This window comes from Streptomyces antioxidans (assembly GCF_000968685.2).
GTDB lineage: Bacteria > Actinomycetota > Actinomycetes > Streptomycetales > Streptomycetaceae > Streptomyces > Streptomyces antioxidans.
The window spans coordinates 38711-58168 of sequence record NZ_LAKD02000044.1; the positions used below are offsets into that span (position 1 = coordinate 38711).

General features: G+C 73.4%; 17 protein-coding genes. 12 read left to right on the forward strand and 5 right to left on the reverse strand.

Features of this window, described 5'->3' with window-relative positions; translation table 11 throughout:
• The first annotated feature begins 223 nt into the window (after nucleotides 1-223).
• Nucleotides 224-1342 (forward strand): hypothetical protein, encoded by a 1119-nt coding sequence (locus tag VT50_RS18340; protein WP_046083984.1) that lies wholly within the window; start codon nucleotides 224-226, stop codon nucleotides 1340-1342.
• Between the two features lie 51 nt (nucleotides 1343-1393).
• Here VT50_RS18340 and VT50_RS18345 read toward each other — a convergent pair whose 3' ends face one another.
• On the reverse strand, nucleotides 1394-3556 hold the full coding sequence (locus VT50_RS18345; RefSeq protein ID WP_046084013.1) for a S9 family peptidase: 2163 nt from the start codon (nucleotides 3554-3556) through the stop codon (nucleotides 1394-1396).
• 320 nt (nucleotides 3557-3876) lie between these two features.
• On the opposite strand from VT50_RS18345, the gene VT50_RS18350 reads away from it, so the two are divergent.
• The 8 genes from VT50_RS18350 to VT50_RS18390 all read left to right on the forward strand — a co-directional run bounded on the left by VT50_RS18350 (nucleotide 3877) and on the right by VT50_RS18390 (nucleotide 11713).
• On the forward strand, nucleotides 3877-4071 hold the full coding sequence (locus tag VT50_RS18350) for a hypothetical protein (RefSeq protein ID WP_046083983.1): 195 nt from the start codon (nucleotides 3877-3879) through the stop codon (nucleotides 4069-4071).
• 63 nt (nucleotides 4072-4134) lie between these two features.
• Entirely contained in the window at nucleotides 4135-5019 is an 885-nt protein-coding gene (gene mshB, locus VT50_RS18355) for an N-acetyl-1-D-myo-inositol-2-amino-2-deoxy-alpha-D-glucopyranoside deacetylase (RefSeq protein WP_046083982.1), read from the forward strand.
• A complete protein-coding gene (locus VT50_RS18360; protein WP_044570320.1) occupies nucleotides 5016-5384 on the forward strand; it encodes a DUF6113 family protein in 369 nt (122 codons plus the stop codon). The genes mshB and VT50_RS18360 overlap by 4 nt, the downstream gene beginning before the upstream one ends.
• A gap of 196 nt (nucleotides 5385-5580) precedes the next feature.
• Nucleotides 5581-7710, forward strand: coding sequence for a peptidoglycan binding domain-containing protein (locus VT50_RS18370; protein ID WP_046083981.1), 2130 nt, complete (start codon nucleotides 5581-5583; stop codon nucleotides 7708-7710).
• Nucleotides 7711-7923: 213 nt separating this feature from the next.
• Nucleotides 7924-8889, forward strand: a complete 966-nt coding sequence (locus VT50_RS18375; protein WP_046084012.1) for an ABC transporter ATP-binding protein — start codon at nucleotides 7924-7926, stop codon at nucleotides 8887-8889.
• Nucleotides 8886-9629, forward strand: a complete 744-nt coding sequence (locus tag VT50_RS18380; RefSeq protein WP_046083980.1) for an ABC transporter permease — start codon at nucleotides 8886-8888, stop codon at nucleotides 9627-9629. Before VT50_RS18375 ends, VT50_RS18380 begins: the two co-directional genes overlap by 4 nt.
• 139 nt (nucleotides 9630-9768) lie before the next feature.
• Nucleotides 9769-11040 carry a sensor histidine kinase gene (locus VT50_RS18385; protein ID WP_078840516.1) on the forward strand — a complete coding sequence of 424 codons (1272 nt, stop codon included), beginning with the start codon at nucleotides 9769-9771 and terminating at the stop codon, nucleotides 11038-11040.
• 100 nt (nucleotides 11041-11140) lie between these two features.
• Complete coding sequence (locus VT50_RS18390) at nucleotides 11141-11713, forward strand: response regulator transcription factor (protein ID WP_046084010.1); 573 nt, start codon at nucleotides 11141-11143, stop codon at nucleotides 11711-11713.
• A 118-nt stretch (nucleotides 11714-11831) separates the two neighbouring features.
• Here the strand turns inward: VT50_RS18390 and VT50_RS18395 are convergent, their stop codons facing one another.
• Complete coding sequence (locus tag VT50_RS18395; RefSeq protein WP_079343849.1) at nucleotides 11832-12668, reverse strand: transglutaminase-like domain-containing protein; 837 nt, start codon at nucleotides 12666-12668, stop codon at nucleotides 11832-11834.
• Nucleotides 12669-12686: 18 nt separating this feature from the next.
• Nucleotides 12687-13751 (reverse strand): GNAT family N-acetyltransferase, encoded by a 1065-nt coding sequence (locus VT50_RS18400; RefSeq protein WP_079343850.1) that lies wholly within the window; start codon nucleotides 13749-13751, stop codon nucleotides 12687-12689.
• 112 nt (nucleotides 13752-13863) lie between these two features.
• Between VT50_RS18400 and fdxA the strand changes: the two genes are divergently transcribed.
• Both fdxA and dapC read left to right on the forward strand, forming a co-directional pair.
• Nucleotides 13864-14190 (forward strand): ferredoxin, encoded by a 327-nt coding sequence (gene fdxA, locus VT50_RS18405; RefSeq protein WP_014054705.1) that lies wholly within the window; start codon nucleotides 13864-13866, stop codon nucleotides 14188-14190.
• A 319-nt stretch (nucleotides 14191-14509) separates the two neighbouring features.
• Nucleotides 14510-15607, forward strand: a complete 1098-nt coding sequence (gene dapC, locus VT50_RS18410; protein WP_046086791.1) for a succinyldiaminopimelate transaminase — start codon at nucleotides 14510-14512, stop codon at nucleotides 15605-15607.
• 299 nt (nucleotides 15608-15906) lie between these two features.
• Here dapC and VT50_RS41395 read toward each other — a convergent pair whose 3' ends face one another.
• Together VT50_RS41395 and VT50_RS18420 are read right to left on the reverse strand one after the other, a co-directional pair.
• Nucleotides 15907-16530: an ATP-binding protein gene (locus VT50_RS41395; RefSeq protein ID WP_420822200.1), complete on the reverse strand. Its 624-nt coding sequence runs from the start codon at nucleotides 16528-16530 to the stop codon at nucleotides 15907-15909.
• Between the two features lie 225 nt (nucleotides 16531-16755).
• Nucleotides 16756-17685 (reverse strand): VldE C-terminal domain-containing protein, encoded by a 930-nt coding sequence (locus tag VT50_RS18420; protein WP_079343851.1) that lies wholly within the window; start codon nucleotides 17683-17685, stop codon nucleotides 16756-16758.
• Between the two features lie 182 nt (nucleotides 17686-17867).
• Here VT50_RS18420 and dapE point away from each other — a divergent pair, with 182 nt between their 5' ends.
• Nucleotides 17868-18938 (forward strand): succinyl-diaminopimelate desuccinylase, encoded by a 1071-nt coding sequence (gene dapE / locus VT50_RS18425; RefSeq protein WP_079343852.1) that lies wholly within the window; start codon nucleotides 17868-17870, stop codon nucleotides 18936-18938.
• Nucleotides 18939-19458: the final 520 nt, after the last annotated feature.

Consider the following 19458-nt stretch of genomic DNA (forward strand, 5'->3'; position numbering starts at 1 on the left):
AACGCGTTAACACACAGGCAACTCATCTGTCGCAACACCGATATACGGACGCGTCAGGCTGAACTACGTACGGCCGTGCGGGTGCCGTGGACCGGCCGGGGCGCGCCATGTCGCCCCGGCCGGTCGTATCACTTCGGGCCACTTCGGTTTTTCTTCCACGATCCGTGTTTTTCTTCCGCTCACGACGGTTGCCCGGGGTGCGAGGCGGGGGAGACCTACGGCTATGGGGCAGGGACGGATACTCAACAGCGGAGCGCGTGTCTTCGGGGCGCTCGTCTGCGCGGTTCTCGGGCTGATCTCGCTGGGGTGGATCATCCACGACCTGGACAAGTCCGATGAGGCGAGCCACTTGTGGTGGACCTGGGCGGGGCTGCCGTTCCGGGCCACCGGAGGGATCTTCGGCTCCTCCCTGCTCGACCTCTCGCTGCTGCTGGTCTACGCGGTCGTCGGGGTCACCGCCCTGCGCTCACCGGCCGCCGCGGGCGCGCTCGGTACGGTCGCCGTGGTGACCGTCGCGGTGCGCCTGCCCAGCCTGTGGAATCTGAACTCGGACTGGCTCCAGGGCGTTCCCGGCGATCTGAAGACCCGGGCGAACGCCAGCGCCTGGGCGCAGGTGGTGCTCGCGGGGCTGCTGCTGGCCGTCGTGGCCGCCGCCCGCCGCCCCGCCGACCTCGCCGCCCCGCCCGGGCAGCCGGTCCCGGCCGCCGACCGGCCGCCGGGCCGTCCCGCGCCCGGGGCGGCGGTCGTCTGCGCGCTGTTCCTGGGCGCCATCGGGGCCGTCATCGCCGCCTGGCAGATCTACTGGGCCCAGGAGCGCGGCTGGGAGATCTACAAGTATCTGCTCACCGGCAAGCACACGCTGCCCACCCTGCTCTCGGCGCCCGTTGCCTGGACCGCATGGGCCGTGGTCGCGCTGTGCCTGGCCGGAGCGGCCGCCGCGCTCGCGCGCGCCCCGCTGGCCCGCCCGCTGGGGATGGTGGCGGCGGCCTTGGTCACGGCCACGGGGACCAGCGAGGCATCGCTCTACATCAAGCTGGACTATGTGGACCACCTCAGCGATCTGCCGACGGTGGGCGTGCTCAGCGTGCTCACCGGCTTCTTCGAAGCGATCGCCGGGCTGATCGCCCTGTTCGCGCTGGCGCGGCGGGGCGTGCCGGAGGGCGCCGCGGGCGCCGGGGGTTTCGGGAGCACCCCGGCGTACGGCGGCGGCTATGGCAGCGGGGGCTACGGCGGCGGCGGTTACGCCCCGCCGCCGCCCGCCACTCCGCCGCTGGTCTCCCCGCCGTCCGTCACCCCGCCCCCACCGCCGTCCGCGCCCCCGCCGCCGCCACCGGGCTGGTGACGGCGGGGCCCGGCCCCTGGGATGACGGTGGCCGGGCGCGGCCCCGGCGGACTACTGGAGCCCGAGGGACCGCTTGAGGAAGTCCACCTGGAGCAGCAGCAGATTCTCCGCGACCTGCTCCTGCGGGGTCATATGGGTCACCCCGGACAGCGGCAGCACCTCATGCGGACGGCCCGCGGCCAGCAGCGCCGAGGAGAGCCGCAGGGTGTGCGCGGCCACCACGTTGTCGTCCGCCAAGCCGTGGATGATCATCATCGGCCGTACGGTGTCGGCCGCGCCGGACAGCCCCTCGTCGGTCATCAGCGCGTTCGCGTCGTAGACCTCGGGCTGCTCGTCCGGCAGGCCCAGATACCGCTCGGTATAGTGGGTGTCGTACAGCCGCCAGTCCGTCACCGGAGCGCCCACCACGCCCGCGTGGAAGACATCGGGGCGGCGCAGCACCGCCAGCGCGGCCAGATAGCCGCCGTAGGACCAGCCGCGGATGGCCACCCGGCCGAGGTCCAGCGGATAGCGCCCGGCGAGCGCTGTGACCGCCTCGACCTGGTCCTCCAGGGTGACCGCGGCCAGGTCGTCGCGTACCGCCTTCTCCCAGGCGGGGGAGCGGCCCGGGGTGCCGCGGCCGTCCGCGACGACCACCGCGAAGCCCTGGTCGGCGAACCACTGCGAGGTGAGGTGGGCGTTGTGCGAGGCGACCACCCGCTGGCCGTGCGGGCCGCCGTAGGGGTCCATCAGGACCGGCAGCGGTCCGTCGCCCTCCCGATAGCCGCTGGGCAGCAGTACGGCGCAGGGGATGTCCCGCTTGCCCGCGAAGACGAGCTCGGGACGGGCGGTGATCACGGGCCGCTCCGGGTGGGCGTCGAGCTCGGCGAGGCGTTCGGCCGCGCCGTGGTCGGCGGGGCGGAGGAGCTCCACGCTCACCCCTGGCCGCTCAAGACCCGTGTACGACAGCGCGATCACCTCACCGCCGCGCACCGCGGAGTGGACCGCCGGGAAGGGCCGCTCGCCGACCGGCTCCCAGCCGCCCTGGTCACCGCTGCCCCGGAACCAGGCGCGGTGGACGGAGATCCTGCCCGGCCGTTCGGGCAGCGGGGCACCGGCCCCGGGGGAGGCGGAGAACAGCACCTCGTCGGTGCCGATGTCGAGGACCGCGCGGACCTGGAGGGCGCTGGAGGTCAGCCTGCGGTCGCCCACCATGAGCACCCGGGCGCCGCCCTCGTCGGCGATGCGGACGAGCCGTCCATCCTCGGTCCAGGCGGGCACCCCGGGAAAAAGATCCAGCCAAACCGCGTCCTCGTCCACATGGACGGTGCTGGTCCGGCCGGTGTCGGTGTCCACGGCCAGGTAGAGCTGGCTGCGCTGGTCCCTGGCCTGGACCAGAAGCAGCGGCGGGCCGTAGGCCGACCAGTGCACCCGCGCGAGGTACGGATAGCGCTCCCGGTCCCATTCGACCTCCGTACGGGAGCCGTCCAGACCGAGCAGAACCAGCCGCACCTCCGCGTTGGCGGTGCCCGCGGCGGGATAGGCCACCTCCGCGGGCTCCCGGCCGGGGTGGGCCGGGTCGGCGATCCACCAGCGCCGTACGGGGGCCTCGTCGGCCCGGGCGGCCAGCAGGGCATCGCTCCGCGGCGACCACCAGAAGCCGCGTGAGCGCTGCATCTCCTCGGCCGCGATGAACTCCGCGAGGCCATAGGTGACGGAGTCCCCCTCCGGCTCCGCGAGCGCCCGGTCCCCCTCGCCGTCCGCGCCGATGACCCGCAGCGCCCCGCCCGCCGCGTAGGCGATGTGGCGGCCGTCGGGCGAGGGGCGCGGGTCCACGACCGGGCCGGGGGCGCGGAGCTCGCGGGTGGTGCCGGTGGGCAGCTCCGTGGTGAACAGCCGTCCGGAGAGGGCGAAGGCGGCCCGCTCGACCGCGGCGTCCACCGCGTAGCCGACCACTCCGGCCGACCCCTCGCGGCTGCGCTCGCGCCGCGCCCGCTCCTCGGGGGACAGCTCCTCGTCGGCGCCGCCGAGCAGCTCGGCCGGGTCGGCGGCGGGGTACTCGCGCCGCCCGGCGAGGTCGTACACCCACAACAGGCCGGTCCGGTCGGTGCCGGAGCGGGAGCGCAGGAAGGTGACGCGTGAATCGTCGGGGGCCACGGCGAGGGCCCGCGGTGTCCCGAGGGTGAAGCGTTGGGTACGCGCGTGCTGCCGTGGGAACGAGAGCTGTCCGGTCATAGGGGGAGCGTACGGCCGCCGGATCTTCGCGAGGGAGGGTACGGACCGGTAGGCCGGGCGGGTGTTGCCCCCGGCACGGTCCGGCCGGGACGGCGCCGGTGCCAAGCCGCCCCGGGCGATGACGAGATGGCGCATAACCAACGAGAAGTCGCCCCCGGGGCTGGGAAGTTGGTGCGATCAGGCATGCGCCCCTGTCATGCTCCCGTGCACCGAGTCGTGTGCACACCGCCATAGTTATGATCGATTGCGCATAGTGGGTAGCCCCCCTGTGGCATCAATATGTTGTCCGTCCGAGTGCGTGTACCTGGAGGTGAGCCGCTGTGGCGCTCTCGATCTCGTTGTCAGTGCTGCTGTTGATCGTCGTCTTCATGCTCGTGAACAAGGCAGGACTGAAGGCGGCTCATGCGATCATCTGTGTCCTCCTCGGTTTCTACCTGGCCAGTTCCTCGGTCGCTCCGACGATCGACGACCTCACCACCAACGTGGCGGACATGATCGGCGGCGTGAAGATCTGAGCCCCGAGCGGTACCGGGGCGTGCGATCCATGGGCACGGGTGTGCGAATCGTAGGCTGTGCCCATGACCGTTCTTCCCGCCCGTCGTCTGCTGCTGGTACACGCGCATCCGGACGACGAGTCGATCAATAACGGCGCGACCATGGCGAAGTACGCCGCCGAGGGCGCACACGTCACCCTGGTGACCTGCACCCTCGGTGAGGAGGGCGAGGTCATCCCGGCTGACCTCGCGCATCTCGCCGCCGACCGCGACGACGCGCTCGGCCCGCACCGGATCGGCGAACTCGCCGCGGCCATGGACGCCTTGGGGGTCGAGGACCACCGCTTCCTGGGCGGGCCGGGCCGCTATCGCGACTCCGGAATGATGGGCGCCCCGCAGAACGACCGGCCGGACTGCTTCTGGCGGGCCGACCTGGACGAGGCCGCCGGACATCTGGTGGCCGTGATCCGTGAGATCCGTCCCCAGGTCCTCGTGGCGTACGACACCAATGGGGGCTATGGCCACCCCGATCACATCCAGGCGCACCGGGTGGCGATGCGCGCCGTGGAACTGGCCGCCGATCCCGGCTTCCGCCCCGACCTCGCCGAGCCGCACGACGTCGCGAAGGTCTACTGGAACTGCGTACCGCGCTCGGCAGTCGAGGAGGGCTTCGCCCGGCTGCGGGCCGCGGGCCGTGACTCCCTCTTCCCCGGCGTCGCCTCGGTGGACGACGTCCCCGGCGTGGTGGAGGACGCGGACGTCACCGCGTTCATCGACGGCACCCCGCACGCGGCGGCGAAGGCCGCGGCGATGCGCGCCCACGCCAGCCAGATCGCGGTGGACGGACCCTTCTTCGCGCTCTCCAACGACCTGGGGCAGCCGATGTTCCTCCATGAGCACTACCGGCTCGTCAAGGGCGAGGCCGGGGCGGACCGCGAGGACGACCTGTTCGCGGGGGTGACGGCATGACGGCCCCGCGCCTGGGCGGTTACGCCCTGCTCGCCGTGGCCGGGGTGCTCGTCGGCGCCGCGGGCGCGCTGGTCCAAGCGGCGTGGTTCCCCGGCGGGTTGCTGCTCGCGCTGCTCGCGGTCGCGGGCCTGTGCTACGGCGGCGTGAAGGCCATGGGTGCCCGGATGGGCGGCGGAGTGCCCGCGGGGGCCTGGACGGTGGCCGTGTTGCTGCTCACTTCCTCCCGCCCGGAAGGGGATTTCCTTTTCGGCGCCGGGCTGGGGTCGTACGCTTTCCTCCTCGGCGGGATGTTCATCGGTGTGATGTGTGCCACGCTGCCTTTGGTGCCACAACCTCCTGGCCCGCCGGTCCGACTTGGTAAGTGACGTGACGTTTATGGCACGACGTCCCCGGCGCTCGGAGGTCCTTCGGGCATACGGCGAAGGGGACGCCTCGGGCGTACCGGATGCGGTGATCCGGCGGCCGTCAAGTGCGCGTCCGCACCGCCCAGTATGGTGGTGCCGCCGCCGAGCCGCCCGCGCGAGGTCTGACGGGCGGCGGAGCTAACTGGGAGAACCTGCTTTGAGCCGTGAATCTGACAGTTCGTCCTCCGGGCCCCGGGAGGGAAGCGGCGGTGCCGCCTACCCGTCGGGCACCCCGCCGTACGGATCCCGCCAGTACCCCTCGCCGAACCCCGCGCAGGAGGCCCCGCAGGGTGCCGCCGAGGACGGGCAGGCGCGTGCCGCGGCCAAGCCGGAGGAACCGAAGACCGAGACCACGCTGACGACCCGGATCAAGATCAACATTCCGGGGTCGCGGCCCATCCCGCCGGTGGTGATGCGCACGCCGGTCGCGGAGGACGGCGTGCCCACGCCGCGCTCCGGCGGGGACGACGACGCCCCCGAGCGCACCGGCTCCCTGCCCCGGGTCGACTACCCCCCGACGCCCGAGCGCGGGGTGCCGACCGAGCCCGGCGGGGCCAACGAGCCCACCGACGGCCGGGAGAGGAAGAGCGGCAAGGGCGACGGCGAGCGGACCAGCGACTGGTTCTCGCCCCGTAAACCCAAGGGCGGCTCGTCGGCCACCGGAAGCACCCCGAGGCCACCGGCCCCCGACACCACGCAGGGGTTTCCGGCGCCCGACACCACTCAGGGCTTCCCGGTGCCGCAGCAGGGCGGCGGCCCGGTCACCGATCTGCCGTACTTCACCGACGCCCAGTCCCCGTCCGGCCACCCCGAGCCGTCCGGGCCCACCACCGGCCCGGTCACCGGCGACATGTACCTGCCGCCGTCCGGCCCCGGTGCGGGCCCGCGCGGCGGCGATCCGCTGGCCCCGCCCGGGCCCGGCCCCGCGGGCGGTCTGTACGGCGGTGACCCGCAGACGCCTCCGGGCGGAGTGGGCCCGCTGGCCGGGGGAGGCCCCGGCGGCCAGCCGCCGACCCCGCCGGGCGGCTCGCCGCTGTCCGGCAGCCTCGGCGCCACCACCGGCGTGGGACCGCTGAGCGGCCCCGGGGCGCGGCCCGCGGACGGCCCCGGAGCCGATCCGTCAGCGTCGCTGTTCCGCGATCCCGAGCCCACCCCGACCGGCGGGGTGCCGCCGGAGCCGATCTCCAGCGACACGCTGGTCAGCGGGGTGCCCGTGGTGCCCTCGGCCGGGGGCCGGGCCAAGCCGCCGTCCCCGCCCGTCCCGGGCGGCCCGGGGGCCCCGGCGCCCGGCGGCGACAGCGCCCCGGCGCCGTCCGCCCCGAAGGCCGGCAAGCCCAAGAAGAAGGGCCGGTCCAAGGTCGTCATGGCCGGGGGCCTGCTGTTCGTGATCGCGGCCGGTGCCTACGCGGCCGGTCTGGTGATGAACCACGCGGATGTGCCGAACGGCACCACCGTCCTCGGCGTCGACATCGGCGGCACCTCCAAGCAGGCCGCCATCGACAAGCTGGACACCGAGCTGGGCAAGCGCACCACCGCCCCGCTGACGGTGTCGGTCGACGGCCAGGACAAGGAGATCAAGCCCTCCGTGGCGGGCCTGGCGCTCGACACCGAGACCACGGTCCGTAACGTCGCGGGCCGGGACTACAACCCGGTCACCGTGATCGGCTCGCTCTTCGGCGGCACCCATGAGGCCGAACCGGCGGTCACCGTGGACGAGGAGAAGCTGCGGGACGCCCTGGAGCGGCTCGCGGGCAACTCCGGCACGGCCCGCGAGGGCGGCATCAGCTTCGCCACCGGCAAGGCCGTTCCGGTGTACGGCAAGGAGGGCAAGGGGCTGGACGTGGACAAGGCGGTCAAGGCCGTCTCGGACGGGTTCCAGCTGCGCGCGGAGACCGGGCAGAACAAGGCCATCACGCTGCCGGTCACCGTCAAGCGCCCCACGGTCAGCAAGGCCGAGGTGGACCGGAAGCTGAAGTCCTTCGCCGAGCCCGCGATGTCGGGGCTGGTCACGGTCCAGACGGACGCCCAGCACTCGATCCAGTTCGGCCCGGACAAGTCGCTGCCGAAGATCCTCTCCATGCGGGTGGTCGACGGCAAGCTGGTGGAGCACTACGACCTGACCGTCCTCAAGCAGCTCTACGGCAGCACCTTCGACGGCGTGCTGCTCGAGCGGGGCGACGGCTCCAAGAAGCCCGTCACCCCGGAGGACGTGGAGTCGGCGCTGCGCCAGGCGCTGCTCGGCAAGACGCCCAGCGAGCGCGTCAGCGTCGTCGGCAAGGACAACTGACCGGCCCGTCACGCGCGGTCGGACGACGCGGCCCCCGCCCGGCACCGGGCGGGGGCCGCGGTGCGTCCGCCGGGTCGTCCCGTGCCCTCCCGGGCCGTGTCGCGCCCGCGGGGCGCCGGGGCGCGTCATGCCCCGACCCATGACATCTGTCATCCCCAGGTCACGACCGCTGACACTGCCGCCCACACCCCTCCCTCGGCCAGTCTTATGGCCATGACCGCAACGACCGCTGTTTCCGCCCCCGGCACCGGGGCCGCCGCCACGGGCGCCCCGCCCGTGGTCCGCTTCGAGAAGGTGAACAAGGCCTACGGCAATGTGCGCGCCGTGGCCGATCTCGATCTCACCCTGTACCCGGGGGAGACCGTGGCCCTGCTGGGCCCCAACGGCGCCGGTAAGTCCTCCAGCCTCGATCTGCTGCTCGGCCTGCGCCACCCCGACTCCGGCCGGGTGGAGGTCTTCGGCACCACCCCGCGGCAGGCCATCATCCGCGGCCGGGTCGGCGCGATGCTGCAGAGCGGCGCCCTGATGGAGGAGGTGACGGTCCGCGAGCTGGTGGGGCTGGCGTCCGATCTGCACCCCAAGGGCTACCCGGTGGACGAGGTGCTGGAGCGGGCGGGGATCTCCGAGATCGCCTCCCGCAAGGTGAACAAGCTCTCCGGCGGTCAGGAGCAGCGGGTGCGCTTCGCCTTCGCCACCGCCGGGGCCTCCGATCTGATCGTGCTGGACGAGCCCACCACCGGTATGGACGTCTCGTCCCGGCAGACCTTCTGGGGCTCGATGCGGGAGCAGGCGAAGCAGGGCCGCGCCATCCTGTTCGCCACCCACTACCTCGAAGAGGCCGACACCATCGCCGACCGGGTGATCGTGCTGCACCGCGGCCGGGTGCTGGCCGACGGCTCCTCGGCCGAGATCAAGGCGATGGCCGGGGCCCGCCGGATCTCCTTCGAGCTGGACGGGCCGGTGGAGGAGCGGGCGCTGCGCGCACTGCCCGCGCTGACCGAGATCGACATCTCGGGGCGTACCGTACGGATACGGTCCACCGACGCGGACGCGACCGTCCACGCGGTGTACGGGCTCGGGCTCTATCCGCTCGGGCTCGAGGTCACCGGCCTCGGCCTGGAGCAGGCGTTCCTCGCCATCACCGACGCCGCGGCGGCAGTTGAGGAGTCCGCACGATGAAGACGCTGGTCAAGCTGGAGATCGCGCGGACCCTGCGCAATCGCAAGTTCATGTTCTTCACCGTCATCTACCCGTCCGTGCTCTTCCTGATGATCGCGGGCAGCAGCGACGCCCACGACCGGGTGCCCGGCAGCCGGCTGTCGATGCCGCTCTACTACATGGTCGCGATGGCCTCCTTCGGAGCGCTGACCGTCGTACTGATGGGCAACAGCGAGCGGATCGCCAAGGAGCGCGAGGGCGGCTGGACCCGCCAGCTGCGGCTCACCCGGCTGCCCGGGCGCGGCTATGTGGCGGCCAAGATCGCCGCCGGGGCGGTGGCCACCCTGCCGTCGATCGTGATCGTCTTCATCGTGGCCGCCGTCGCCAAGGGCATCCGGCTGGACGCCGTCTGGGAGTGGCCCGCGCTGACCGTGGCGATCTGGGCGGGCTCCCTGGTCTTCGCGGCGCTCGGGGTGGCGATCGGCTATCTGGCGAGCGGGGACGCGGTACGCCCGCTGACGATGATCATCTACTTCGGGCTGTCGATCCTCGGCGGGCTGTGGGGGCCCACCACGTCGTATCCCGACTGGCTGAAGAACATCGGCGACAACCTGCCCACCCACGCCTACACCGCGCTCGGCCAGGCGATCGAGCTGGGCAGCGCCCCGCACGCCAAGGACGTGGCGCTGCTCATCGGCTACCTCGTGCTCTTCGCGGGCGGCGCGGCATGGCTGTACCGCAAGGACACCCGTAAGGCGTGAAGGAAGCCGTAAGGCATAAAGGAAGCCGTGAGGCACAGAGGAAGCCGTGAGGCACAGAGGCACTAAAGGAAGCCGTAAGGCATGACCGAGGGTGTGCCCCGAGGCGTGATCCGAGGCGTGATCCAAGGAGAGAAGAACCATGGCTGACCGGGCCGAACGGACCGACGGCGATCCGGAAGTCCGCCCCGCCGGGCGCCGCCGCCCGACCTGGTGGGCCGACGCGATGGCGTACGACGACGAGAAGGACCAGGTGGTCCCCATCGGGCAGGGCCCAGAGAACCGTCGGCAGGCCCTGGTCAAGCTGATGTGGATCGCCATCTGGATGGGCTATATGGGCGCACCGGTGAGCGATCTCCTGGGCGGCGACCACACCGTCCCCGCCACCGTGGGCGGCGGGGTCGGCCTGCTGGCCTTCGTCGCCGTCTATCTGATGCTGGTCTTCCGGCACACCGGGCGGGCGCTGAGCCGGGTCACGATCCTCGGGGCGCTGGGCACGATCTGCGGGCTCGCCGCCGTTCTCACCCTCACCATGGGCGACGACTGGCTGGTGCTCTCGGTCTATGTGTCCGTCGCCTTCGGGGCGGTGCTGCCGCTGCGGCTCTCGGGGTGGGCGATCCCGCTGAACACGGCGTTCATGGTGGGCATCGGGATGCTGGTGCGCGGTTCGCACGGGCTGGTGTCCGCCCTGGTCATCCCCTCGCTGCTCGGCGGCTTCGCGATGAGCGCGGTGGGGCAGATGGTCCGCACCACCCGGGCGCTGCGCGCCGCCCGCGCCACCGTGGCCCAGCTCGCCGCCAATGAGGAGCGGCTGCGGCTCGCCCGCGATCTGCACGATCTGCTGGGCCACTCGCTCTCGCTGATCACGCTCAAGAGCGAGCTGGCGGGCCGGATGCTGCCCGACAAGCCCGAGCAGGCGGCGCGTCAGGTGGCCGATATCGAGCGGGTCAGCCGTCAGGCGCTGGTGGACGTCAGGGAAGCGGTCAGCGGCTTTCGGCGCCCCACCCTGGAGGCCGAGGTCGCCGGGGCCCGTACCGCCCTCGCCGCCGGGGGCATCGCCGCCGATCTGAGCCGGGCCGGCAGCCACCACCCCGACCTTCCGTCCGACCAGGAGGGCGCGCTGGCCTGGGCGCTGCGCGAGGCGGTCACCAACGTGGTGCGGCACAGCGGGGCGCGGCGCTGTGTGGTGACGCTCGACGAGCTCGGCGACGAGCTGCGCCTGACGGTCACGGACGACGGCCGCGGGGCGACCGGTCCGCACGGCAATGGGCTCACCGGGCTGGCCGAGCGGCTCCAGCTGGCCGACGGACGACTGGAGACCGGCCCCGGCGAGCGCGGCGGCTTCACCCTCCGCGCCCTGGTCCCGCTCTCCCGCGGCGCCCGAGTGGAGCTGCCCTCGCGGGCCGCGCCGTAGCGTGACCGCTTCCCCGGCGGGCGGTCCGGGGATCACGGCCGCCGGGGGAGCGGCTACGCTGCGGGGCGTGATCCGGGTACTGCTGGCCGAGGACCAGTCCATGGTGCGGGAGGCGCTGGCCGCGCTCCTCGGGCTCGACGACGAGATCGAGGTCATCGCGCAGGTGGCCCGCGGTGACGAGGTCGTGGACGCCGCCCGTACCCATCGCCCCGATGTGGCCCTGCTGGACATCGAGATGCCCGGTATGAGCGGTATCGAGGCCGCCGCCGCACTGCACCGGGCCGAGTCCGGGATCCGGATCGTGATCCTGACCACTTTCGGCCGCCCCGGCTATCTGCGCCGCGCCATGGAGTCCGGCGCCGACGCCTTCCTGGTCAAGGACGCCCCGGCGGCGCAGCTCGCGGACGCGATACGGCGGGTGCTGCACGGGGAGCGGGTGATCGACCCCACGCTGGCCGCCGCCGCGCTCGTGGACGGGGCCAGCCCGCTGACCGCGCGGGAGCGCCAGGTGCTGGGCGCCTCGGCGGACGGCTCGACCAACGCGGAGCTGGCCCGCGCGCTGAACCTGTCGCCGGGCACGGTCCGCAACTACCTCTCCACGGCCATCCAGAAGACCGCCGCCCGCAACCGCGCCGACGCCGTCCGCATCGCCCGCGACAAGGGCTGGCTGTGACGGCCAGGCACGGGGCCGCGCCGGGGTGCGGCTCCGCCCCGCCGTGGGCGCGACCGGCCACGGCGCCGCGGCGGACGACCGACGGCGGGTCGGGGCGGCGGGTCCGGCGGCGGAGCGCTCAGTTCAGCATCGCGCGGGCGGCGCGGGCCTGGCGGCGTATCGTCTCGGCGGCGTCGGGCTCCACCGCCGCCACGACCTCCGCGTAGTCCTCCAGCTCCTTGGCGCCGGTCAGGAACTCGCCCCGCTCCACGAGGAGTTTGGCCCGCTCGTAGCGCAGCTCGGCCGGGTGGCTGGGCAGCAGCAGGGACAGCTCCAGCGCCCAGAGCCGGACATCGGTGCGCTCCGGGCGGGCGGCCGCCCAGGCGCGGATGTTGTTGAGGATCCGCAGCACGATGTCCAGTGGCCCGGCCGGGGTCAGCATCGACGGTGAGAGCGGGACGCCGGTGGCCCCCGACACCAGCGTCGCCGCGTCCTCGGCGGACAGCGGCCGTCCGCCGTCGAACGGGTCGGCCAGCACATGGCCGCCGTAAGGATCCCCGAAACCCACCACGAAGTGGCCCGGCAGCCCCACCCCGTACACCGGCGCGCCCGCCCGCCGCGCCACCTCCATCCACACCACGGACAGCAGGATCGGCAGCCCGCGGCGGCGCCGCAGCACCTGGTGGAGGAGCGAGGACTCCAGCCGCCGGTAGTCGGCCGGGCCGCCGTGGAAGCCATGGCGCTCACCGAGGAGGCGGGCCAGCGCGGCGGCCCAGTCCTCGGGGCCGCCGGGGGAGAAGGGGAGCTGACCGGCCAGCCGGTCCAGCTCGATCTGCGCTTCGTCGATTCCGGTCTCGTCCAGGCCGGGGTCGGCCTCCATGCCCACCAGCAGGCACAGCAGCGCCAGATCGGGGCGCTCTTCGCGGGCCGCGTCGGCGAACCAGCGGCGGCGGGAGACGTCGTTCATCCGTGGCATAGCCGCCTCGTACCCTGCTCAGCGCGGATCCTCCCCCGACGCGCGCCAGTGATGGTAGCTGTGGTGGACGGTGAAGCCCATGTTCTCGTAGAGGGCGTGTGCCCCGCCATTGTCCGACTCCACCTGGAGATATGCGGCCGAGGCGCCCTCGTCGAGCGCCTTGCGGGCCAGCGCCGTCATCACGGCCCTGGCCAGGCCCTGGCGCCGCCGCTCCGGGGCGACCTCCACGGCGCTGAACCCGGCCCAGCGGCCGTCCACCACACAGCGCCCGATCGCGGCGGGTGCGCCGCGCTCTTCCGTGGTCGGTGCGCCGCCCCCTTCCGCCGCCAGGGTGGCGCCCTCTCCCGCCGCTATGGTCGCGAACCACACCGACGGGCCGCCCGACAGCACCGCCCGCGCCTCGGGTGAGGGCTCGCCGGACGACCGCTGGTAGCGGGTCAGCCAGGCGTCGTCGAGCTGGCGGGAGAGCGTCACCGCCGAGGCGTCGGCGTCCAGGTCCCCGATGGGGGCGAGCGCCGCGACCAGCATCCGCGCGGAGACCTCCCGTATCCAGCCGCGGCTCTCAAGCTCCGCGGCGAGCAGCTCCTGGGTGGCCTCGGCGCCCGTACTGACCTGGATGTACGCGGGCAGCTCCCGGGCCGTGTACCACGCGGTCACCCGGCGCAGCGCCGCGTCGAGCCCCATCCCGGGGTCGCCGAGGGGCAGCACCGAATTGGCCCGCCGGGTGAATCCGCCGGAGGCGCGCAACGTCCACTCGCCCAGTAGTTCGCTGGTCACCGGCGGCCAGGCCCGGGCGGCGACCCGGTCCAGCTCGGGTGCGCTCGCGGCGGGGCCGCGGCGGCGGGCCGGAGCGGCGGGCACCACCTTCCCCGCCACCAGGGACGCCTCGGCGACCCGCACCGGCTCACCGGTACGCCGTGTGATGGCGAGCGTGCCCTGGGTCCACGATGTGAGAACCCCGACCACGTCGGTGAAGGTGGCGCCGGTCTCACGATCTTCTGTCACCAGCCTGACCGAGATGCGTTTTCCCACGTCATCCGGGGTGATCCGGACCTCGAGACGTCCGCCAGTGGTGAAATCCACAGCTCTGTCAGCCCCTCATGTGCGCTCGGTGCCCAAGAACGGAGATACTAGGTGCGGGCATCGACGACGCCGCGCTCCCGCGCGATAGCAGCCCTAGAGGAGGAACGACAGCGTGACCTACGTCATCGCGCAGCCTTGTGTCGACCTGAAGGACAAGGCGTGCATCGAGGAGTGCCCCGTCGACTGTATCTACGAGGGCCAGCGGTCCTTGTACATCCACCCGGACGAATGCGTCGACTGTGGGGCCTGTGAGCCGGTCTGCCCGGTTGAGGCGATCTTCTACGAGGACGACACTCCCGAGGAGTGGAAGGACTACTACAAGGCGAACGTCGAGTTCTTCGACGAGCTCGGTTCGCCCGGTGGCGCGAGCAAGCTCGGCCTGATCGAGCGGGACCACCCCTTCATCGCCGCGCTTCCGCCGCAGGAGCACGACGAGTAACGCCTGCCCCGGCGCCATCGCCCGGAAGCAGTCGGCGGTCCCGTACGGCCAGTGGCCTGCGGGACCGGGCTGTTTCCCGGGCGGCCCGGGCGGCCCGGCCCCGTTCCCGGGCGGTCCCGGGCGCTCCCGCGGATTGCCCGGCGGTCCCGTTCCCGGGCGGTCCCGGGCGCTCCCGCGGATTGCCCGGCGGTCCCGTTCCCCGGCCTTCCCGGCGCTCCCGCGGATTGCGCGGCGGCCCCACCCGGGCCTCCGCGGCGCTCCCGCGGGTTTCCCCGGGCCCCCTCGGCCCGGGCTAGTTCCACAGAAAGCGAGCCACCCCGTGCCACCCGTCTCCGCCCGTCTCCCGGTCTTCCCCTGGGACCGGCTCGAACCGTACAAGGCGACCGCCGCGGCCCATCCCGACGGCATCGTCGACCTCTCGGTGGGCACCCCCGTCGACCCGGTTCCCGAGCTGATCCGCGCGGCGCTCGCCGACGCCTCGGACAGCCCCGGCTATCCGACCGTCTGGGGCACGGCCGCGCTGCGCGACGCCCTCACCGGCTGGGTCGAGCGGCGGCTGGGCGCGGCCGGGGTGACCCACACCCAGGTGCTGCCGGTGGTCGGCTCCAAGGAGCTGGTGGCCTCGCTGCCGGCGCAGCTGGGCCTGGGCCCCGGCGACCGGGTCGCCTTCCCGCGGCTCGCCTACCCGACGTACGAGGTGGGCGCGCGGCTGGCGGGCGCCGAGCCGGTGCCGTACGACGAGCCGGTGGACCTCGACCCGGCCGGGCTGAAGCTGCTGTGGCTCAACTCACCGGCCAACCCCACCGGCCGGGTGCTGTCCAAGGACGAGCTGCGCACCGCGGTCGCCTGGGCCCGCGCCCATGGGGTGCTGGTGGTCAGTGACGAGTGCTATCTGGAGCTGGGCTGGGAGGCGGATCCGGTCTCGGTGCTCCACCCGGAGATCTCCGGCGGCTCCTTCGAGGGCCTGGTGGCGGTCCACTCGCTCTCCAAGCGGTCCAATCTGGCGGGCTACCGGGCCGCCTTCCTCGCCGGTGACGAGGCGGTGCTTGGCGAGCTGCTGAAGATCCGCAAGCACGGCGGGATGATGGTCCCCGCACCGGTGCAGGCCGCCACGGCCGCGGCGCTCGGCGACGACAAGCACGTGGCGGAGCAGCGCGAGCGCTACGAGCGGCGCCGGGCCGCGCTGCGGTCGGCGCTGGCGGGCCGCGGCTTCCGCATCGAGCACAGCGAGGCGTCGCTGTACCTGTGGGCGACGCGCGACGAGCCGTGCTGGGACACCGTGGGCGCCCTGGCCGAGCTGGGCATCCTGGTGGCCCCGGGCGAGTTCTACGGCGCGGCGGGGGAGCGGCACGTGCGGGTCGCGTTCACGGCGACCGACGAGCGCGTGGAAGCGGCGGCCCGCCGACTGGCGGCCTGAACGGGGACACGCGCTACGCGCCGCCTGCGGCGACCTGCCCCTCCCCGAACCCGGGACCCCGCCCCACGCCCCGGACCGGGGCTTCGCCCCTTCCTGTGGCATCGCTGTGCGGCTCTGCCGCGGGGTTCGGGGCCCAGGGGCGGAGCCCTTGGTATCGGGAAGGGGCGGGGAGGGGAAAGCACCGGTAGGCGGCTCCCCCGCGCGGCCCGCCGGACACCCGTTGCGGCTGATGGACCCGAAGGGGCCCGGGGAGTACGAGAACTCCCCGGGCCCCTGGTATTCGTACGTCCGGCGGACGATCAGCCGAGCAGCGGCAGGCCCTTGACCGGCAGCCCCTTGACCGGGAGGCCCGGGCCCTGCGGGGCGCTGGGCGCGGGGGCCTGCGGGGCGGCGGTGGCCGGGGCGGGCTGCGCGGGCCGCACCGCCTTGCCCTTGGCGTGGGCGCCGCCCTTCCCCTTGCCCTGCCCGAGGGCCCGGCTCCCGCCCTTACCAGCGGCCTTGGCGTGGGCAGCCTTGGCCGGGCTGCCCTTGACGGCCTTGTGGGACGTGGCGGCCTTCGCAGGCTTGGCGGCCTTCGCGGACGTCGCAGGCTTGGCGGCCTTCGCGGACTGCGCGGGCTGCGCAGCCTTGGACGGGGTCACATCCGCCGGGGCGGCCCGACCCGGCAGGATCCCCTTGACGGTCCCGCTGGCCTTGCCGCTGACGTCACCCGCCGCGCTTCCGACCTGCTGCGAGGCGACGTCGGCGACGTCGGCAACCTCACCGACCGAGGCGGCGTCCAGCGAGGACAGCCCCAGGTTGGAGGCCTGCGGCTGGGTCGGCTCCGCCGCACTCGCGGCGCCGGCGGCGCCGACGACGGGAGCCGCACTCGCCGCGACCAGTAGCGCCGCGCGGGCGATCCGACGGGTGAGAGGGAGGGACATGGTGCTCCTTTGACGAGGGGACAATGGGCGTCTGTGTCCAGCGATTCGGACATTGTGAATACCGCGTGAACCTCGCGAAAGTTGCGGTGCCCCAAGGCAAAGAGTTGGTAATGCGTCGCATTATCCGTTTCTGCGCGTAATACGCCCGGGTTACGTCCGCCCCATTCGGCCGTATGTGTCGCGCAATCCACCGCCAGCCCCTCTGAACTGCGGTGATTCCATGCGCTATCGCATGGTGTCGATCCGTACTTCCGTCCCGGAAATCCCCTCGGCCGGACGCCAACCCGCCCCGGAATTCCGGGCGTTCCATTCGTGGCCGCCGTAAGAGACACGTTCGATGCGCAACTCGTCCGAGTGGGCCACCGCCCAGTGCGCGATCTCCCAGCCGCGCTGCCCGGCACGCCCCGGGGCCGTCGCCTTGGGCACCGGAACCAGCACCGCGTGCGGCGAGGGGGCGGCCTGCTGACCGCCACCGTGCCCGGCCAGGTCCGGCCGCGCCTCCGTCTCGTCGCCGAACTCCCGCTTCAGCGCGGCCCGTACCCGCACCGGATCGCCCGCCTCGCCGTCGTCCGGCGGCCCCGGGCAGCTGAGGGCCGCCCCGGAGCGCCCGCTGAGGGCGCCGGTCAGCACCACCGCCTCGGTCTCGTGCTTGGCGTACGCCTGCGGGAAGCCGCTGCGCTGCACCCGCTGCGCCGCCACCGTCAGCGGCAGCCGCGAATAGCCGGGCATCCGCACCAGGTCGTCGTAGAACTGCCCGGCGGAGTAGACCGGATCGCGGATCTGCCGCACGCTTCCCCAGCCCTGCGAGGGGCGTTGCTGGAACAGCCCCTGCGAATCCCGGTCGCCGTGGCGGATGTTGCGCAGCCCCGACTCCTGGAGGGCGGTGGCCAGCGCGATGGTGACGGCCCGCTCGGGCAGTCCGCGGGAGGCGGCCACGGCCTCGATCGTGGCGGCGTTCACGGTCTGTTCTGGGGAGAGCCGCACCTGGACGCCGCCTGCCCGTACGACGCAGCGCGGCGGTCCGACACCGCCCGTCACCAACTGCGCCGCCAGATATCCGGCCAGGCCCAGCAGTACGGCACAGGAGACCGCGGCCCGCAGCAGCCGGGCGCGGTGGGAGAAGACGGACAGGTGCAGGAGGGGCACGGGCCACACGGTACTGGAGCCTCACGCGGCCTGTTTCCGGTTCCCGGGCGCGGGGTGGGGAACGCCACGTCTCGCGGGTGCGGGACGCCACGTTCGCGGGGGCGGCCGGGGGGCCGAGGCGGCGCGGCGCCCGGGATGGGGCCGGGGCCGGGGCCGCGGGAGCTGTGATCCGACCGGCTAGGGTCGCGGGTATGGCACACCCAGCACTCGACCTGTCCCTGGACGCAGCCCGGCTCACCGCCCGGCTCGTCGACTTCCCCTCGGTCAGCGGTGCGGAGAAGGCGCTCGCCGACGCCGTGGAGCAGGCCCTCCGAACCCTGCCGCACCTGACGGTCGACCGGGACGGGGACGCCGTCGTGGCCCGCACGGACCTGGGCCGGGACGAGCGGGTCGTGCTGGCGGGCCATCTGGACACCGTGCCGATCGCCGACAACGTGCCCTCACGCCTCGATGACGACGGCGTGCTGTGGGGCTGCGGCACCTCCGACATGAAGTCCGGTGTCGCCGTACAGCTGCGCATGGCCGCCACCGTGCCCGCGCCCAACCGCGACCTCACCTTCGTCTTCTACGACCACGAGGAGGTCGCCGCCGAGCTCAACGGGCTGGGGCGGCTGGCCAGGAACCATCCCGAGTGGCTGGCCGGGGACTTCGCCGTGCTGCTTGAGCCCACCGACGGCAAGGTCGAGGGCGGCTGCCAGGGCACGCTGCGGGTACGGGTGCGCACCCAGGGGCGGCGCGCCCACTCCGCGCGCAGCTGGCTCGGCGAGAACGCCATCCACAAGGCGGCGCCGATCCTGGACCGGCTGGCCGGTTATGTGCCCCGGCGGGCGGAGATCGACGGGCTCACCTACCGCGAGGGCCTTAACGCCGTGACGATCGAGGGCGGCCACGCGACCAATGTCATCCCCGACTTCTGCACGGTGACGGTGAACTTCCGCTTCGCCCCGGACCGTTCCGAGGGGGAGGCGCTCGCACACGTCCGCGAGGTCTTCTCCGGCTTCGAGGTCGAGCTGACCGACAGCGCGCCCGGCGCCCTGCCCGGCCTCGCCCACCCGTCGGCCGCGGCCCTGGTGGCGACGCTCGGGGTGGAGGTGGCGCCCAAGGACGCCTGGACCGATGTGGCCCGCTTCTCGGCACTAGGCGTGCCCGCCGTGAACTACGGCCCCGGCGACCCGAAACTGGCCCACACCCGCGAGGAACACGTCCCGACCGCCGCCGTCCTGCAGGCCGAGGAGCGCCTACGCACCTGGCTAACCCACTAGCAGGCACCCCCGCTTCTCCCCCCCACCCCACAACCGCAGCTCCGACCCGGGGCCCCGCCCCGGCCCCCGAACCGGGGCTCCGGCCCAGACCCCGGAACTGGGTTCTGCCCGGACCCCAAGCCAGGGTTCTGCCCTGGGCTTGGCACCGGAGCCTGCCGGGGCCCCGCATCCGGGGCTTCGCCCCAGGCCCCGGAGACGGGGTTCTGCATAAGACGAGACCGGGCCTCGGGCCCAGACATCGGAACCGGGGCTCCGGCCCCCGGAGCCGGTGCTCGGGTAGCCGCTTGAGACGGGGCTCTCCTTGAGGCTCCGGGACCGGGGCTCCCGCCCCGGTTCCGGGGCATGGTCTCAGGTCCCGGAGCCGGGGTTCTGCCCGAGGTCCCGGAGCCGGGCCTTGCTGGGCCCCGTACTGGGGCTCCGCGCCGGACCCCGGAGGTGGGCTTTGGCCTGGGGCGCCCGACCTGGGGCTCCCGCCCCAGGTCCCGGAGCGGGGGCTCTGGCTCTCTCCGCGGCGGCGATG

What these genes read in the sequence shown, in the direction of transcription:
- VT50_RS18340 (WP_046083984.1), top strand. Translation starts at nt 224, where the DNA reads ATGGGGCAGGGACGGATACTCAACAGCGGAGCGCGTGTCTTCGGGGCG.
- VT50_RS18345 (WP_046084013.1), bottom strand. Translation starts at nt 3,556, where the DNA reads ATGACCGGACAGCTCTCGTTCCCACGGCAGCACGCGCGTACCCAACGC.
- mshB (WP_046083982.1), top strand. Translation starts at nt 4,135, where the DNA reads ATGACCGTTCTTCCCGCCCGTCGTCTGCTGCTGGTACACGCGCATCCG.
- VT50_RS18360 (WP_044570320.1), top strand. Translation starts at nt 5,016, where the DNA reads ATGACGGCCCCGCGCCTGGGCGGTTACGCCCTGCTCGCCGTGGCCGGG.
- VT50_RS18375 (WP_046084012.1), top strand. Translation starts at nt 7,924, where the DNA reads ATGACCGCAACGACCGCTGTTTCCGCCCCCGGCACCGGGGCCGCCGCC.
- VT50_RS18380 (WP_046083980.1), top strand. Translation starts at nt 8,886, where the DNA reads ATGAAGACGCTGGTCAAGCTGGAGATCGCGCGGACCCTGCGCAATCGC.
- VT50_RS18385 (WP_078840516.1), top strand. Translation starts at nt 9,769, where the DNA reads ATGGCTGACCGGGCCGAACGGACCGACGGCGATCCGGAAGTCCGCCCC.
- VT50_RS18390 (WP_046084010.1), top strand. Translation starts at nt 11,141, where the DNA reads ATGGTGCGGGAGGCGCTGGCCGCGCTCCTCGGGCTCGACGACGAGATC.
- VT50_RS18395 (WP_079343849.1), bottom strand. Translation starts at nt 12,668, where the DNA reads ATGCCACGGATGAACGACGTCTCCCGCCGCCGCTGGTTCGCCGACGCG.
- VT50_RS41395 (WP_420822200.1), bottom strand. Translation starts at nt 16,530, where the DNA reads ATGTCCCTCCCTCTCACCCGTCGGATCGCCCGCGCGGCGCTACTGGTC.
- dapE (WP_079343852.1), top strand. Translation starts at nt 17,868, where the DNA reads ATGGCACACCCAGCACTCGACCTGTCCCTGGACGCAGCCCGGCTCACC.